The sequence below is a fragment of the Pantoea sp. Cr_R13 genome (assembly GCF_029222565.1).
GTDB lineage: Bacteria > Pseudomonadota > Gammaproteobacteria > Enterobacterales > Enterobacteriaceae > Pantoea > Pantoea eucalypti.
On record NZ_JARHXL010000003.1, the window covers coordinates 507,645 to 521,244 of the forward strand.

The 13,600-nt window shown below is 53.1% G+C and carries 18 protein-coding genes; 8 read left to right on the forward strand and 10 right to left on the reverse strand.

Annotated features, from left to right (window positions below; genetic code table 11):
* The first annotated feature begins 31 nt into the window (after positions 1–31).
* Positions 32–1,282 (forward strand): NADP-dependent isocitrate dehydrogenase, encoded by a 1,251-nt coding sequence (gene icd / locus P2R09_RS03530; RefSeq protein WP_008925947.1) that lies wholly within the window; start codon positions 32–34, stop codon positions 1,280–1,282.
* 720 nt (positions 1,283–2,002) lie between these two features.
* Positions 2,003–3,013 (forward strand): glycosyltransferase family 9 protein, encoded by a 1,011-nt coding sequence (locus P2R09_RS03535; RefSeq protein ID WP_275767127.1) that lies wholly within the window; start codon positions 2,003–2,005, stop codon positions 3,011–3,013.
* Here the strand turns inward: P2R09_RS03535 and P2R09_RS03540 are convergent.
* The 4 genes from P2R09_RS03540 to P2R09_RS03555 form a co-directional block, all read right to left on the reverse strand.
* Positions 3,010–3,336 (reverse strand): DUF1493 family protein, encoded by a 327-nt coding sequence (locus P2R09_RS03540; RefSeq protein WP_275767129.1) that lies wholly within the window; start codon positions 3,334–3,336, stop codon positions 3,010–3,012. The two genes, P2R09_RS03535 and P2R09_RS03540, sit on opposite strands and share 4 nt — an antisense overlap.
* A complete protein-coding gene (locus P2R09_RS03545) occupies positions 3,336–4,397 on the reverse strand; it encodes a glycosyltransferase family 9 protein (RefSeq protein WP_275767131.1) in 1,062 nt (353 codons plus the stop codon). The genes P2R09_RS03540 and P2R09_RS03545 overlap by 1 nt, the downstream gene beginning before the upstream one ends.
* A 335-nt stretch (positions 4,398–4,732) precedes the next feature.
* On the reverse strand, positions 4,733–4,903 hold the full coding sequence (locus P2R09_RS03550) for a hypothetical protein (protein WP_003851420.1): 171 nt from the start codon (positions 4,901–4,903) through the stop codon (positions 4,733–4,735).
* 162 nt (positions 4,904–5,065) lie between these two features.
* Positions 5,066–5,314, reverse strand: coding sequence for a DUF883 family protein (locus tag P2R09_RS03555; protein WP_090962124.1), 249 nt, complete (start codon positions 5,312–5,314; stop codon positions 5,066–5,068).
* A gap of 187 nt (positions 5,315–5,501) precedes the next feature.
* Here P2R09_RS03555 and P2R09_RS03560 point away from each other — a divergent pair, with 187 nt between their 5' ends.
* Positions 5,502–5,714, forward strand: a complete 213-nt coding sequence (locus tag P2R09_RS03560; protein ID WP_275767135.1) for a DUF2767 family protein — start codon at positions 5,502–5,504, stop codon at positions 5,712–5,714.
* A 15-nt stretch (positions 5,715–5,729) separates the two neighbouring features.
* Here the strand turns inward: P2R09_RS03560 and P2R09_RS03565 are convergent, their stop codons facing one another.
* The 3 genes from P2R09_RS03565 to P2R09_RS03575 form a co-directional block, all read right to left on the reverse strand.
* Positions 5,730–6,740: a phosphatase gene (locus tag P2R09_RS03565; RefSeq protein WP_275767137.1), complete on the reverse strand. Its 1,011-nt coding sequence runs from the start codon at positions 6,738–6,740 to the stop codon at positions 5,730–5,732.
* A gap of 23 nt (positions 6,741–6,763) precedes the next feature.
* A complete protein-coding gene (locus P2R09_RS03570) occupies positions 6,764–7,321 on the reverse strand; it encodes a hypothetical protein (RefSeq protein WP_275767139.1) in 558 nt (185 codons plus the stop codon).
* Positions 7,322–7,382: 61 nt separating this feature from the next.
* Entirely contained in the window at positions 7,383–7,712 is a 330-nt protein-coding gene (locus tag P2R09_RS03575; protein ID WP_275767141.1) for a hypothetical protein, read from the reverse strand.
* Positions 7,713–7,926: 214 nt separating this feature from the next.
* Between P2R09_RS03575 and P2R09_RS03580 the strand changes: the two genes are divergently transcribed.
* From P2R09_RS03580 to P2R09_RS03590, 3 genes are all read left to right on the forward strand, one after another.
* A complete protein-coding gene (locus P2R09_RS03580; protein ID WP_003851407.1) occupies positions 7,927–8,106 on the forward strand; it encodes a hypothetical protein in 180 nt (59 codons plus the stop codon).
* A gap of 184 nt (positions 8,107–8,290) precedes the next feature.
* A complete protein-coding gene (locus tag P2R09_RS03585; RefSeq protein ID WP_275767143.1) occupies positions 8,291–8,674 on the forward strand; it encodes a hypothetical protein in 384 nt (127 codons plus the stop codon).
* A 16-nt stretch (positions 8,675–8,690) separates the two neighbouring features.
* Positions 8,691–9,104 (forward strand): GNAT family N-acetyltransferase, encoded by a 414-nt coding sequence (locus tag P2R09_RS03590; protein ID WP_275767145.1) that lies wholly within the window; start codon positions 8,691–8,693, stop codon positions 9,102–9,104.
* On the opposite strand, the gene P2R09_RS03595 is transcribed toward P2R09_RS03590, so the two are convergent.
* Both P2R09_RS03595 and ldcA read right to left on the reverse strand, forming a co-directional pair.
* A complete protein-coding gene (locus P2R09_RS03595; RefSeq protein WP_275767147.1) occupies positions 9,105–9,767 on the reverse strand; it encodes an MBL fold metallo-hydrolase in 663 nt (220 codons plus the stop codon). It abuts the gene before it with no gap.
* A gap of 22 nt (positions 9,768–9,789) precedes the next feature.
* On the reverse strand, positions 9,790–10,713 hold the full coding sequence (gene ldcA / locus P2R09_RS03600; protein WP_275767286.1) for a muramoyltetrapeptide carboxypeptidase: 924 nt from the start codon (positions 10,711–10,713) through the stop codon (positions 9,790–9,792).
* Between the two features lie 164 nt (positions 10,714–10,877).
* Here ldcA and emtA point away from each other — a divergent pair, with 164 nt between their 5' ends.
* Positions 10,878–11,507 carry a membrane-bound lytic murein transglycosylase EmtA gene (emtA, locus tag P2R09_RS03605; RefSeq protein WP_275767149.1) on the forward strand — a complete coding sequence of 210 codons (630 nt, stop codon included), beginning with the start codon at positions 10,878–10,880 and terminating at the stop codon, positions 11,505–11,507.
* Positions 11,508–11,517: 10 nt separating this feature from the next.
* On the opposite strand, the gene P2R09_RS03610 is transcribed toward emtA, so the two are convergent.
* Positions 11,518–12,474, reverse strand: a complete 957-nt coding sequence (locus P2R09_RS03610; RefSeq protein ID WP_003851396.1) for a sugar-binding transcriptional regulator — start codon at positions 12,472–12,474, stop codon at positions 11,518–11,520.
* Positions 12,475–12,656: 182 nt separating this feature from the next.
* On the opposite strand from P2R09_RS03610, the gene P2R09_RS03615 reads away from it, so the two are divergent.
* Positions 12,657–13,598: a D-ribose ABC transporter substrate-binding protein gene (locus tag P2R09_RS03615; protein WP_003851394.1), complete on the forward strand. Its 942-nt coding sequence runs from the start codon at positions 12,657–12,659 to the stop codon at positions 13,596–13,598.
* The last annotated feature ends 2 nt before the right edge of the window (positions 13,599–13,600 follow it).

Consider the following 13,600-nt stretch of genomic DNA (forward strand, 5'->3'; position numbering starts at 1 on the left):
CAAATCATTAACAAACGCCCAGGAGAGGTTAATGGAAAGCAAAGTAGTTGTTCCGGCGGAAGGTCAGAAAATCACCCTGAATCAGGGCAAGCTTACCGTGCCAAACAATCCAGTCATTCCTTACATTGAGGGTGACGGTATCGGTGTTGATGTTTCCCCGGTCATGCTGAAAGTCGTCGACGCGGCGGTGAAGAAAGCCTACAACGGCGAGCGTAAAATCTCCTGGATGGAGATTTACACCGGTGAGAAGTCAGTTGAACTCTACGGCCAGGACGTCTGGCTGCCACAGGAAACGCTCGACTTAATCAAAGAATATCGCGTGGCCATCAAAGGCCCACTGACCACCCCGGTCGGCGGCGGTATTCGTTCACTGAACGTGGCACTGCGTCAGGAGCTTGACCTCTACGTCTGCCTGCGTCCTGTACGTTACTACAAAGGCACGCCAAGCCCGGTTAAACGCCCTGAAGAGACCGACATGGTGATCTTCCGTGAAAACTCCGAAGATATCTATGCAGGTATCGAGTGGAAAGCGGGCTCTGCCGAAGCGGACAAAGTGATCAAGTTCCTGCGCGAAGAGATGGGCGTGAAGAAAATTCGCTTCCCTGAACAGTGCGGTATCGGCGTTAAGCCGTGTTCAGAAGCGGGTACCAAACGTCTGGTACGCGCGGCAGTAGAATACACCATCACCAACGATCGTGATTCACTGACCCTGGTTCACAAAGGCAACATCATGAAGTTCACCGAAGGCTCTTTCAAAGACTGGGGATACCAGTTAGTGAAAGAAGAGTTCGGCGGCGAACTGATCGACGGCGGCCCGTGGATGAAGTTTAAGAACCCGAACACCGGCAAAGAGATCATCGTTAAAGATGTGATTGCTGATGCGTTCCTGCAACAGATCCTGCTGCGTCCGGCAGAATATGACGTTATCGCCTGTATGAACCTGAACGGTGACTACATCTCTGACGCCCTGGCGGCGCAGGTTGGCGGTATCGGTATCGCCCCAGGCGCGAACATCGGTGACGAATGTGCACTGTTCGAAGCAACCCACGGTACAGCACCTAAGTATGCTGGTCAGGATAAAGTGAACCCAGGTTCAGTCATTCTGTCAGCGGAAATGATGCTGCGTCACATGGAGTGGTTCGAAGCGGCTGACCTGATTGTTAAAGGTGTTGAAGGCGCTATCGCTAACAAAACCGTGACTTACGATTTCGAACGCCTGATGGATGGCGCTAAACTGCTGAAATGTTCAGAGTTTGGTGACGCGATCATCGAAAATATGTAATGTATGCCTGAGCCAGCATAGCGTTCAACGCTGTGCTGGTTTTTTTGTTTCTGCTTTCACCCCTCGCGCTTTCTTCCGCATCATTTTTAGTCATAACAGATTCAGCAGACGCACGCTTTAAAGACGCAGAAAACCCAACGACATTTATTGCTTTCGCACCGCATGCTGCAGGTGTCTTTTCAGGTAAGTGTGTGGATGAATCATTTATCGCTGCGTATCACGGTAATATTTCTATACGTTCCTCTGCCTGATTACACGGTAAAAGAAACACCGCGATCGTCAATCTTCCCTCCAGCATCATCTGAATAATGATTACTGAAATAGCGTACTCAGAAAAAAGTTTTCAGAACGTTAAATAGTTAATGAGGCTGAATATCTTTCGCCTTTTTTCTGCTCAGGTTTTGCCGGCGTTATAAGTGGGTAATTAATTCATAGTCATGAAGTCATGTCTGAAAAAATTCATTGCGTGTTTGTCGGCATTGAGTTTTGAAGTGTTATTTACTTTTTCAATCAACAGTCCGGCTAATGAATCAGTCAGAGAACGGGATTTTAAAATGGCCAACGTCTTTCCAGAATATCGTGACTATTGAACCAACCTCAATCTGCGCTGACTAATTTGCTGACTTGTGCCGTTACGTTAACGCGTTCAGAACGTTGAATGGGCAAGTCTTACTTTAATTCAGCCAGTACGGCGTAGCCTGTGCGCAGAGGATGTCAGATATGCGGGTTTTAATTATTTGTCGGGATAATATTGGCGACACGTTACTGACCACGCCGCTCATTAGTGCGCTGGCGCAATCTGGCCAGCATCAGGTCGATGTGCTGACCAACAATTACGCTGCGCCCGTGTTGCAGCATAATCCTGATATCCGGCAGCTCTTCTATTACACCAAGTTGCATCACCGTGAGGCAGGGCAGAGCCGACTGGCTTGTGTGCTACAGCGACTGAAGCTGATGCTGACCCTGAAAAAGCAACGTTATGACGCCGTGATTCTGGCTAAAAGCCGCTGGGATCAGCATGGTATGAAGTGGGTTAAAACGGTGCGGCCCACCAGAGTCATTGCTTTAGGTGAACAGTCGCATCCGCTAATTACCGATCTGTTACCCCCGCCGGGCAAGTCTCCGTGTCATATCAGCGAAACCCTGTTCAGTCTGGGGCGGCCCTTCAGTCTCAGCGCCATAGCGCCGGGCAAACTGACGCTGTTGCCGGATACGGCAATTGCCGCCAGCCTGCGTGATACCTGTGCGATTGATTCCACTGTGCCGGTCTATGCCTTACAGATCAGCGCCCGTAAGCCGAGCCAGCAGTGGGAAGCCACCCGATTTGCCGAACTGGCTGAAAAGATTGCAACGCGGCATGCCTGTCAGATTATGCTGCTGTGGTCACCCGGCAGCCGCGATAATCCGCGTCATCCAGGTGATGACGAAAAAGCGCATGAAATTATGGCGCTCTGCCCGCACCTGCCGATCAAGGCGGTGTCAACCACCAGCCTGCCGCAGCTGATTGCAGCTATGTCGTTGTGTCAGGGGCTGGTGAGCAGTGATGGTGGGGCAATGCACATGGGTGCCGCGCTGGGATTACCGGTGGTGGCGTTGTTTGGCGACAGCGATCCGGCGTGCTGGCATCCGTGGCAGGTTACCTGTCAGGTCCTGCAACCGGCGTCACGTGAGGTCAACGCGCTGAGCAGTCGCGAAGTTTATGACGCCTTCGTTCAGACCATTATTCCCTAATCATCTTCAGGCCAGTGTCCCTGTCTGGCCGCTTCACACAGCATGGCAACGGTTAATGGACAATATGTGCCTGCGCTGAACCACCGGTCAGGCAGGAGGCGCCGCGGGGCAGAGGCCGGAAAATAGCGCGCTTCATTGTAATGCTCTGCGCTGACGCCAAAAGTGCTAAAGAAATCGCTCATCAGAAGGGCAAACTCTACCTCATTCAGCGGTAATTGCTGCAGATGAAAATCTCTCCGATCCACTTTCCGGAACCAGCCCAGCGTGGTTGGCTGATTGTGATACTCAATCAGCGCAATAATGGCTTGAGAAAAATCGTTCATTAACCCACCAGCTTAGCCACGGCCTGCCCGACCTCTTCGACCCTGATATTTGCCATCGGATGCTGTGACGCCGTTTTATCCGGGCGATGAATGATAATGTGGCGATCGCTGTCCTGGCATGGGCCGGTATAGCGAGGATTAGCGGTTGAGAACAGGCTAACCGTTGGCGTCTGCGCTGCTACGGCGATGTGCAGTGGACCGGTATCACCGGTGACCAGCAGGTCCAGTGTGCGAATCAGGTTAATCAACCCGCTGAGATTAGTTTTCCCTGCCATGGGTGTAACATTCTTACGGTAGTCCAGCGGCAGGCTTTCGATAAATTCCCGCTCCAGCGGCTGTTCAGCGGCGGTACCTGTAATGATAATCTCAGTGTCAGGCCAGCGTTCCAGCAGGGTCATTGCCAGCTGCTGGAAAGAGGCCAGCGGCCAGCGGCGAATATCTTTCGATGCGCCCAACTGAAAACCGATACGGCGATGGTTAGCTTTAGGGGGCAGGCTGCTATTCGTCTCGGGCAGATGCATCCTTGTCTGCTCTGTCTCTGCACCCAGAGCTTCAATCAGTTTCAGCTTACGCTTGATGGTATGGTCGTCAAAATAGCCTGAATAGTGATCGAGATATTTATTTAACACAGGCGACTCGCTGCCATAATGGTCGCGCACAATGACCTTACTGCCCGTCAGTACCGAACTCATAATATCGTAGGGGAAATGGGCGTGTAATATGACTGAGAGGTCAGGCTTGTGGCGACGCAGTTTGAAAAACAGCGGCAGGAAATTCGCAATTTTGTTATCCCATATATAGATCCTGTCAAACCAATCATAACGGCTGACAAGGTCTTTATTTTTCTTGCTTGAGACCAGAACAAATTTGCTCTCAGGATAGTGCTTTTTCAGGCTACCGATAGCCGGCGTGTTCATCAGGAAATCCCCCAGCGCTGTCGTGGAATAGATCACCACCGTATCGGGCGTCAGCGCCTTAAGGTCCTGAGGTTTATTTCTGGTGGAAAATCGAGAATAAAGCGTTAAAAGTCGGTCTATCAGATAAATCTTTTTTTTCTTCACGTCAGAATTCTCTTGAACTTAATAATGTTATTAAAATGAAAATATTATGGAGTGTTAGAGATTGACGCTACAGATAAAGTTCATTAATACGGGGTGTTTTTCTGAGTCGTTGAATTTTCGTTTGAACTTTGGCCGATTTTTTTACTTAAATAAAAATGCACTTTAATTATTTGTAATCAAATTGAAACTTTATGGGAAGTTTTATTAATGAATTAGGGGGGGGTTAATTTCAGGAGGGACTACTAGCAGATTAATCATTAGCGAAGATATTTTATGTGATTGAGGGAGAGTACAGCGCCATGAATGAACCCCGACATAGGTGCCGGGGCTGGGAATTATGACTGAGGCTGCCCCACGGGTCCGGCGCCCAGCGTACCGCCCGGTGAAGACTGACCGCTTGGCGCATGAGGACGTCCATCGGCTTTAATCGCGTCGCTCCTCTGTGAGCAGCCCGCCAGAGAGGTAAACGTCGCTGCAACCAGCAGCAGAGCAGAAAGTGTTTTCATAAGGTAACCTTGATGTTGTCAGAAAGAGAACGTAACTCAACGCTGAGTCCCCGGCACGCTGACCTGAAAAGGCTTATCTTTCAGATATATCTCAGCTGGCGAGACGCGTCGGACCAAAAAAACGGAAGCGCGTGGCTTCCGTTCTGTTGACGTTCAGCGGGTTTACTTGCGGCCCAGCAGGAAGCCGATAAATACGCCAACGCCTGCAGCAACAGCCAGACCCGCCACAGGATTAGACTGAACCTGATCGCGGATGGTTTCAGCAGCGTCGCGGGCAGCATAGCTTGCCTGGTTGGTGTAACGGCGTGCTGCGCCTTTAGCCTGATGCTCAGATGAACCGGTTGCTGCACCCCATTGTTCCTGAACTGCGCCAGCGGCTTCTTTTACTTTATCTTCGATTTTTCCTGACATTTATTGCTCCTTGGTTATGAGTGAGACCCTCAAAGCGTAGCAAAGATAGTGAATTCTGCTCTTCCAGCGGGAGATTTAGGGCTAAGAAATCATTTCTGGCTGTTAATGGCGTGGTGTTTGCGGGCCAGCCATTTCCTGTCTGGCCTTTGAAAAGGCGGCACAGGCAGCCACAGCCGGAGGAGAAGCGATGAAACGTGATGCACAGAATGATGATGACTATGACGAAGTCTGCCGGGTGATTGGCGATGCGGTGATTGTGCTGATGGAGCGCGGTCATGACACCCGCCGTGGCGAAATCTGTGACCTGCTAAAACGTACGCGCCAGCAGCGCGCCCACAGTGAACGGGATGAACAGCGGAGACTGGATCATGCCATCCGGCTGGTCAAACCCGACGTATAGCGGGGGAGCACCGCGCTACTGCAGCAGCACGCCCTGAATCAGGCTGGCCTCAACAAGGGTGACCTGATCTATTTTCAGCGCCTGCATAAACCCTTCCACCAGTAACAGATTGCTGACGTCGGTGGCGCGGTAGTCACCCGACAGTTCACTGTCGCCTTTCCAGACCTGTTGCTGCGAAAGCTGCTGTAATTCCGTCAGCGTATAGCGATGGGGTTTTCCCGGTAACTGATTGCGGATCGAAAAACCGTGTACGCCTCCAATGCCAATCACGCGCCGACCCGCCACATCCTGTTTAATCTGCGGGCTGACCTCATTCGTCGCGTAAAACTGCACAAAGCGCAGCACCGACGGCCGCCAGGAGCCAATCGGGTTAGGGGAGCTGGCCTGCGGGCTATTCTTCAGTACCGACAGAATAAAGTTCTTTAACGTGACCGAGGCCAGCTTACCCTGATAGATATCGGCTACCGGCTTGCCGGACTGCTGTCGCCAGGCGGTCATCTGCATCGACCCGCCGCCAATATCCCAGACCAGTAACTGCTCATCGCGGATTGCCGGATCGTTAAGCGCGGCTTTAGCGGAAAGGAAACCGAGTTTCGCTTCCTGCTCCTGCGAGATGATGTTGATTTCCGCACCGGTCTGACGCTGCAACTGTTCAATGACTGGCTGACCGTTACTGGCGTTGCGGAACACCGCCGTGGCGACGCCGCTGATTCGCTGTGGATGAAAGCGCTTTGCGTGCACAACAAGCTGCTGCAGTGCGGCTACGCCTTCCTGTGTTATCGCCGGATTGAGCTGGTTATCTGCTGAATGCGCTAATGCATCGTTCCAGGCCACGGCGCGCTGATCCTGATACAGCACTTTTTCAATGCTTAGCTGGCAGACGTTGACGCGCGCAACCGCAACTTTCGTGGTGCCAGAACCGATATCCAGGCCGGCGCGAATTTGCTGGCAACGATCGGCTTGGGCAGCTGCGGCAAAAAACAGCGAGCAGACGAGTGTAAAAGCAGACAGCGCAGCAGAATGCATAGCGACTCCGGAAGCAAAGGGGATCATAGTGAACGAGCGGCAACGCAGGCCGGATAGACGCTCACCAGAAAATGACGAAGATGATCAAAACACCATTCGGCGTCATCCGCCTGAGGACAATAGAACTGAATAGTGATTTTTTCGTAATCGCGCTGACGCTGGCGCAGCGGTGACCAGCTCCAGTCGAGTACAGAACGGGCATAATTGACAAGGCTCTCTGCGGGCATCTGATGCTGCTTCTCCTGCCCGGCCAGATAACGGTAGAAGCTCGCCTCCAGCTGCAATGCCTCCTCGTGCCCGTGTTGCGGAATATCGGGTCGAAAGGCCACATCGATAAAGCCGCAGATAGCGTCAGCCTGCTGCTGCCAGTCACAAGCCAGCGTCATAAACAGCCCCTCCTGCAGATTGATCTCTTCGACCAGCCGCCGAAGATTTACTGAGCGGTTCAGCACTGCGATCTCCTCAAGCCGACCGGTTTCCAGCGTCAGATCAAAACCACACGGATTCACTGAGCCATCTGCGTTGCGGGTGGCGGGGAAGGGGAAGTCAATATAACCGTTGTTATCCAGACGCTTTTCCATCGGAGGGACCTGCTGCTTGACGTTTCCTGACAATAAACGATCTGGCAGCAGGATTCATCCCCTATGGACAGGTCCAGGTGATTTGGGTGTCCTGATAAGGATTAATCAGGCGGAACTGCTTATCTGACAAGCGTTGCGCATAGTAGCCTTCAGGCGTAACGGCGGAGGGAACATATTTGAATCTATCCAGCGACTGCAGTGGACCACTCTTCACGCTTACATTCTCACGGGTCACCGTGAAGCTATTAACCAGGTCAAAAATCACGCCCTGAGTTTCCCCCATCGACTGACCATAAATTGTCGAGACCTCACCAGGGCAGTCCACCCCTTTCGGGCCAGATGAACATCCAGTCATCATCGTGATGAGGATAAACATGCTTAGTCGCATCATGATTTTCTACCTGCTTCAATCCCTGGGCGTTTTATGACACCGCGTCTTTCCTGCGGCGCCACTAATGACTTAATCATAGCAGTTTCCACTACGCTTTCTGTTTGAGATTTGTTTAATCGTTAAGCAACAGGAATGTAAAGGGGTGACTTTGCTTATCAATAAACGTTATTCTTGGCTCCTTTGCGCACCACTTAGGCAAATCCAGGGATAAATGATGAAAGAAGAAGAAGCAAGTCTAATGATTATTCGCCATGCAGTTGACCAGCTTGAAGCCGATAAGAAGCAACAAGTGATCGCCTGCTCAGCGGATATTCGTGCAGCAATGCAGGCTTACGATAGCGAGAATGCGGGGCTGGCGCTGATGTTAGTGGCCGCCGAGGTGGCGGCTGAATAATCCTTATCCGGCCAGCATGGCTGCCTGTCTGACTGGCCGGATTACTTTATCTTTTCTCAACTTTCAGCTTTTTGCGCACACCGATTCCATTTTTTAATGGTCTTAGTGTCAATCCCTCACTACCCTCCTGCGATCGTTAATATGTTAAGCTAAAAATTCTTAGTAAAATCAGCGGAGACACAGCATGAAGGCAGCGTTAATTGCCCTGGGCCTGCTGGCCTGTCACATTGCACCCGCCTGGAGCGAAACCGAATTTCAGCTTAACTGCCCTGGCAGGGCGACCATGACCGTTTCACGTGCTGAATATGGTTTAACCACCCTCATGTGGCCAGAAAATCATTTCCAGATTGCGGCCGGTCAGCAGCGTACCCGTCTGGAAGCGGGCGATAAGGTGGCGATTACCCGATTTCGCAACGGCGATCAGCTGATTGTAAACCAGCGAACTCAAGCCAGTTTCTTTGTCTATCGCGACAGCGATAAACTGCTGCCCTGCAGCCGCACCGAAAAACGCGATGTGGATGCGCTGAGCCTGGAGCGCTATGACGATCGTCAGCGTTCCGACAGTTAACCGCCCTGGAGCCACTATGCAACCTGAGATTACCGATAACGTCACCGCGCAGGACCTGGATGAAGTCAGACTGGGTCTGACTGCGTTCAACAGCAAATATATTAATACTGATGAGATCAGGTCGATCGGCGTGTTTATTCGTGATGACCAGGGCAGAAAGCTGGCCGGGCTGACCGGGTCAACTGCCGGAAACTGGCTGCGGATTGATATGCTGTGGGTGAGTGAGGCGCTACGCGGGCAGGGGGCGGGCAGCAAACTGATGCAGGCGGCAGAGCAGGAGGCGCGGGATCGCGGCTGTCGTTTTGCGCAGGTGGATACCGCCAGTTTTCAGGCGCGACCGTTTTATGAAAAGCTCGGCTATACGCTGCGCATCAGTCTGGATAACTATCCACGGCATCACCAGCGCCACTATCTGACGAAAGCCCTGTAATCAAAACAAGGGTTGCTGACGCAAATCCAGCGGATTCTGTTCAGCCTCATCAATCGCCGCCAGCCAGCTCTGTAGCGTGACCTTTTTCCAGGAGAGATGTCCACGCGTAGTGCTCATCAGCACCACGTCAGGACGCAGCGATCGATAAAACTCCAGCGTTTGACTCAGCTCAGCCGGATTACTGTCCGGCACCAGCACCGTGATCCACTGATCATGAGAACGCGTCACAGTGTCGCCGACAAACAGATAGGTCAGCCCCAGCGGCGAGGTATAGAGATAACTGCAACTGCCTGGTGTGTGTCCTGGCGTTGACAGTAATTGAAAATCCCCGAAGTGCGTCTCGTGCTGTGAAAAGGTGTCGTCAGGTTCAGCAAAACGGCTTATCGCTCCCAGCGATCGGCTATGGCAGTAAAGCGCGCTACTAAAGCGCTGCTGAATCACCGCCGCGCCGGGCGCAGATTCGTGCCAGTGGGTCAGATAGTGGCGGATCACGCCGCCGCTATCGGCGATGACTTCATGATCAAGCGGGTTTTCTACACGGCCAATCAGCAGATTGCCGCGCGGGTGACGCAGCATAAAGCCATGCATCATCAGGTCGTTAACGGCATCTTCCACCGGAAATTCCGGGGTTGAGATCCACAAATCGTCATACAACGGCTTCAATGTCGATCTCCTGAAACGTACTTTATTCCCGCAGAACGGGGTGCCCGGTTGCCTGTAAATGGGCGTGGCCCTGACTGACCGCCAATCGTGCGCGGGTACCCAGCGGCAGTGTGACGGTGTCAGCGGCATGACCAAAATCTAATCCACTGATCACTGGCAGACCACTGATGTCACGCACGTGTTGCCAGACGGTCTCGAAATTAAACCCATTGTCATACTCTGACAGAGCCGTGCTGGTGAAGCTGCCCGTGACGATCGCCCGCTGGCGCGCCAGAATGCCGCTTTGCTGCAACTGGATGAGCATGCGCTCAATGCGGAACGGATGTTCATTCACATCTTCGATCACCAGAATGCCGTTCTCAATCTGCGGCATCCACGGCGTGCCAATCAGTGAGCAGATCATCGCCAGATTTCCGCCCCACAGCGTACCCTGCCATTCGCCCTGATCTGGCGTTTCACTCTGCCATTTCACCTCTACTGTAGGTGATGTTAGTGCCTGCCAGAAGTGGTGGAGGGTAAATTCAGATAAGGTCGCGGCGCCGAAATTACCCGCCAGCATGGGTGCGCTGAAGGTAATCAGGCCGACCTGCGCCAGTAACGCCAGCTGAATCACGGTGAAGTCGCTGTGGCCGCACAGCGCTACTGGCTGATTCAGCAAACGGCGCTGCAGGCCGATGTAGTCGATGGATTCCAGTAACCGGCTGGCCCCATAACCGCCACGCACTACCAGCACGATATCGGGCAGGGTGCTCAGGCTGGCAAGCTGATTGATATCCGCCAGGCGTTCCGCATCTGTTCCCGCAAAGCGCTGAAAACGGCGGGTGATCACCTGTTCGTTCTCTATCTGATGGCCCGCCGCACGCAGGCGCGCAATAGCCTGCTGCGCCGCAGGTTGGTTGTGACAGTAACCGGAGGGGGAGATAAGACGAACTGAACGTGAAATCATCATACTTTCCTGCTGTTGGCGGCTGACTAACGGCGATGATGGCGAAAAGCCTCGCTGAAGTCACGGTACGCGCCGCATTTTAGTGCATTTAGGATAAACGGTAATTTTGCTCTCAGGCTGCCTGGGTATGATAGCATTCGCCACAACAGCTACGAGACGAAAAATTGCTGAAAATCCGACACCTTATACTCCCGGCGTTACTCCTGACCGGCTGTGCCAGCGAGGCACCGCATCAGGTCGTTAAGCAACGCAACACGCCATTAACTCAGGCACCCCCATCCAGCGTCAATGGGACCTGGGCAATGTTTACCGAAGATGCCGCCAGTCATTATGGCGTTGATGAGAAGTTGATCAGCGCCATTATCAGTGTCGAGTCGGGAGGAAATCCGGGCGTGGTGAGCCGTTCTAATGCGGTGGGTCTCATGCAGATTAAAGCGTCAACTGCCGGGCGCGAAGTCTATCGCACACTGGGCCGTCGTGGTCAGCCATCAAATGCTGAGTTGCGCGATCCGGCCAAAAATATTGATATCGGCACCGCCTATATCCGTATTCTGCAGAATTCCGCACTGTCAGGCATTCGTGACCCGCTGACACTGCGTTATGCCACCATCGTCTCTTATGCTAACGGTGCAGGGGCGTTACTGAGGACGTTTTCCAGCGATCGCGATCGGGCCATTGCGATGATTAATTCCATGTCCCCGGATGAGTTTTATCAGCACGTACAGAAAAAGCATCCGGCGGCGCAGGCACCGCGCTATCTCTGGAAAGTGACCACGGCCTACCGCACAATCTGATGGCGTGTGATTACTCCTGCGGCGTGAGCAGTAGCCGCGCCGTGGGATAATCGATAATTAGCACCTTAATGTAACCTCCCAGCAACGCTCCCCGAATCGCCTGCGCTTTTTCCCGTCCGCCTGCCAGCCCCACGACCTGCGGGCACTGTTTAACCTGCGCCAGTTCCATCCCAATCACCGGATCTTCCTCGGCTTTCAGCACCGGCTGTCCACAGGCATCAAAGTAGTGCAGGCAGATATCGCCTACCGCGCCGCGCGCTGCCAGCGTCTGCAGCATGTTGCCATCGTAGTAGTTGCCGGAGTTGCGCAGCAGTGCTGACGGCTCCAGGTCGCCAATACCGACAATCGCCAGGTCTACCTGATCAAATTTACTCAGGACTTCGGCGACCTCTGCGTTGGCTGATAGTCGCTGACGATCGGTGACCGAATGCTCAATTGACTGCGACGGCAACAGCCAGGCGGGACAGTTCAGCAGCGCCGCCAGATTCTGCGTCAGAATAGTGGCCTGCACGTTGCCGTTAGCCCCAACGCCGCCCAGCAGCTGAATCACCCCTTTACAGGCGCTGTTAAGCGGATGCAGCGCATCTACCATCGCCCGGATAGTGCCGCTCCATGACGAAATGCCAATCAGTTCATCATTACGCAGCCGGGTCTCCAGATAGTGAGCAGCCGCCGATCCAATCGCCTGTTTAATCTGTAGCGACGACGCCTGCTCGGGCACATCCACCACAATCGCCTGCGGCAGGTTATAGGTTTGTTCAATGGCCTTTTCCAGCTCCGGATAGACGTTGGCCGGTGGCACCACACTGATCTTGACCACACCTTCTTTCACGCTGCGATTAAGTATGCGTGAGACAAACGACTGCGATAAGGTCAGTGACTGCGCAATGTCGGACTGCTTCATCCCTTCGACATAGTAAAGCGTAGCAATCTTCACCATCAGTCGCTGTTCATCCTGTTTTGCCATCGGTTTTCCCTCTCTGAATCTGCCCGGTATTGTTAACCAGGATGATCAAAATCACAACGCAGGCTAATTTGTGATCGTTTTCGCTTTTTAAAGATCGCGCATTGGACGGCGTGTCCGCGCAGGCGCATAGTCATTATGCATATAAAATCGCATGTGAATATATATTCAAGCGGAGAATAATAATGACTCGTCCTCTGATTAAACTGACCCTGCTGGCTTCGATGATCGCTTTTTCTGCAACGGCGCTGGCGGCGGAGCAAGGCCTGCTGGCTATTATCACCCCATCCCATGACAACCCTTTCTTTAAAGCCGAGGCGGAAGGCGCTCTGGCCAAAGCCAAAGAGCTGGGTTACGCCACGCTGGTGGCGTCGCATGACGATGATGTTAATAAGCAAAACCAGCTGATTGAGACCGCAATTGCACGAAAAGCCAAAGCGATCATTCTGGACAACGCCGGTGCGGACGCCACCGTCGGGCCGGTGCAGAAAGCCAAAGATGCCGGCATCCCGGTTTTCCTGATTGACCGTGAAATTAATAAAACCGGCATCGCCGTGGCGCAGATCGTCTCCAATAACTATCAGGGTGCGCAGCTGGGTGCAGAGAAATTTGCCAAATTGCTGGGCGGCAAAGGGGACTACATTGAACTGCTCGGCAAGGAGTCTGATACCAATGCGGGCGTGCGGTCGCAGGGTTATCACGATGTACTGGATGATTATACCGACATGAAAATGGTGGCGCAGCAGAGCGCCAACTGGAGTCAGACCGAAGCCTTCAGCCGCATGGAAACGCTGCTGCAAAAACACCCCAACATCGTGGGCGTGATTTCCGGCAACGACACCATGGCATTGGGCGCAGAAGCTGCGCTGAAAGCCGCGGGAAAAACATCGGTGATCGTGGTGGGCTTCGACGGCAGTGACTACACCCGCGATTCCATCCTCAACAAAGGCAATATCAAAGCGACGGTGCTGCAGCCGGGCTGGGATCAGGCGCAGATGGCGGTCTCGCAGGCGGATTACTACCTGAAGAACGGCAAAGCGCAGAAACAGGAGAAGCAGCTGATGGATTGCGTGCTGATTGATGAAAGCAACGCCGCGAAGCTGAAAAACTTCAACCTGGCGAAATAACC

Excerpts from the sequence above, each read along its gene's own strand:
- P2R09_RS03580 (WP_003851407.1), top strand. The coding sequence starts at position 7,927 with ATGAAAGAAGAAGAAGCAAGTCTAATGATTATTCGCCATGCAGTTGAC.
- P2R09_RS03585 (WP_275767143.1), top strand. The coding sequence starts at position 8,291 with ATGAAGGCAGCGTTAATTGCCCTGGGCCTGCTGGCCTGTCACATTGCA.
- P2R09_RS03615 (WP_003851394.1), top strand. The coding sequence starts at position 12,657 with ATGACTCGTCCTCTGATTAAACTGACCCTGCTGGCTTCGATGATCGCT.
- P2R09_RS03575 (WP_275767141.1), bottom strand. The coding sequence starts at position 7,712 with ATGATGCGACTAAGCATGTTTATCCTCATCACGATGATGACTGGATGT.
- P2R09_RS03535 (WP_275767127.1), top strand. The coding sequence starts at position 2,003 with ATGCGGGTTTTAATTATTTGTCGGGATAATATTGGCGACACGTTACTG.
- ldcA (WP_275767286.1), bottom strand. The coding sequence starts at position 10,713 with ATGATTTCACGTTCAGTTCGTCTTATCTCCCCCTCCGGTTACTGTCAC.
- icd (WP_008925947.1), top strand. The coding sequence starts at position 32 with ATGGAAAGCAAAGTAGTTGTTCCGGCGGAAGGTCAGAAAATCACCCTG.
- P2R09_RS03550 (WP_003851420.1), bottom strand. The coding sequence starts at position 4,903 with ATGAAAACACTTTCTGCTCTGCTGCTGGTTGCAGCGACGTTTACCTCT.
- P2R09_RS03555 (WP_090962124.1), bottom strand. The coding sequence starts at position 5,314 with ATGTCAGGAAAAATCGAAGATAAAGTAAAAGAAGCCGCTGGCGCAGTT.
- P2R09_RS03560 (WP_275767135.1), top strand. The coding sequence starts at position 5,502 with ATGAAACGTGATGCACAGAATGATGATGACTATGACGAAGTCTGCCGG.
- P2R09_RS03590 (WP_275767145.1), top strand. The coding sequence starts at position 8,691 with ATGCAACCTGAGATTACCGATAACGTCACCGCGCAGGACCTGGATGAA.
- P2R09_RS03565 (WP_275767137.1), bottom strand. The coding sequence starts at position 6,740 with ATGCATTCTGCTGCGCTGTCTGCTTTTACACTCGTCTGCTCGCTGTTT.
- P2R09_RS03570 (WP_275767139.1), bottom strand. The coding sequence starts at position 7,321 with ATGGAAAAGCGTCTGGATAACAACGGTTATATTGACTTCCCCTTCCCC.
- P2R09_RS03610 (WP_003851396.1), bottom strand. The coding sequence starts at position 12,474 with ATGGCAAAACAGGATGAACAGCGACTGATGGTGAAGATTGCTACGCTT.
- P2R09_RS03540 (WP_275767129.1), bottom strand. The coding sequence starts at position 3,336 with ATGAACGATTTTTCTCAAGCCATTATTGCGCTGATTGAGTATCACAAT.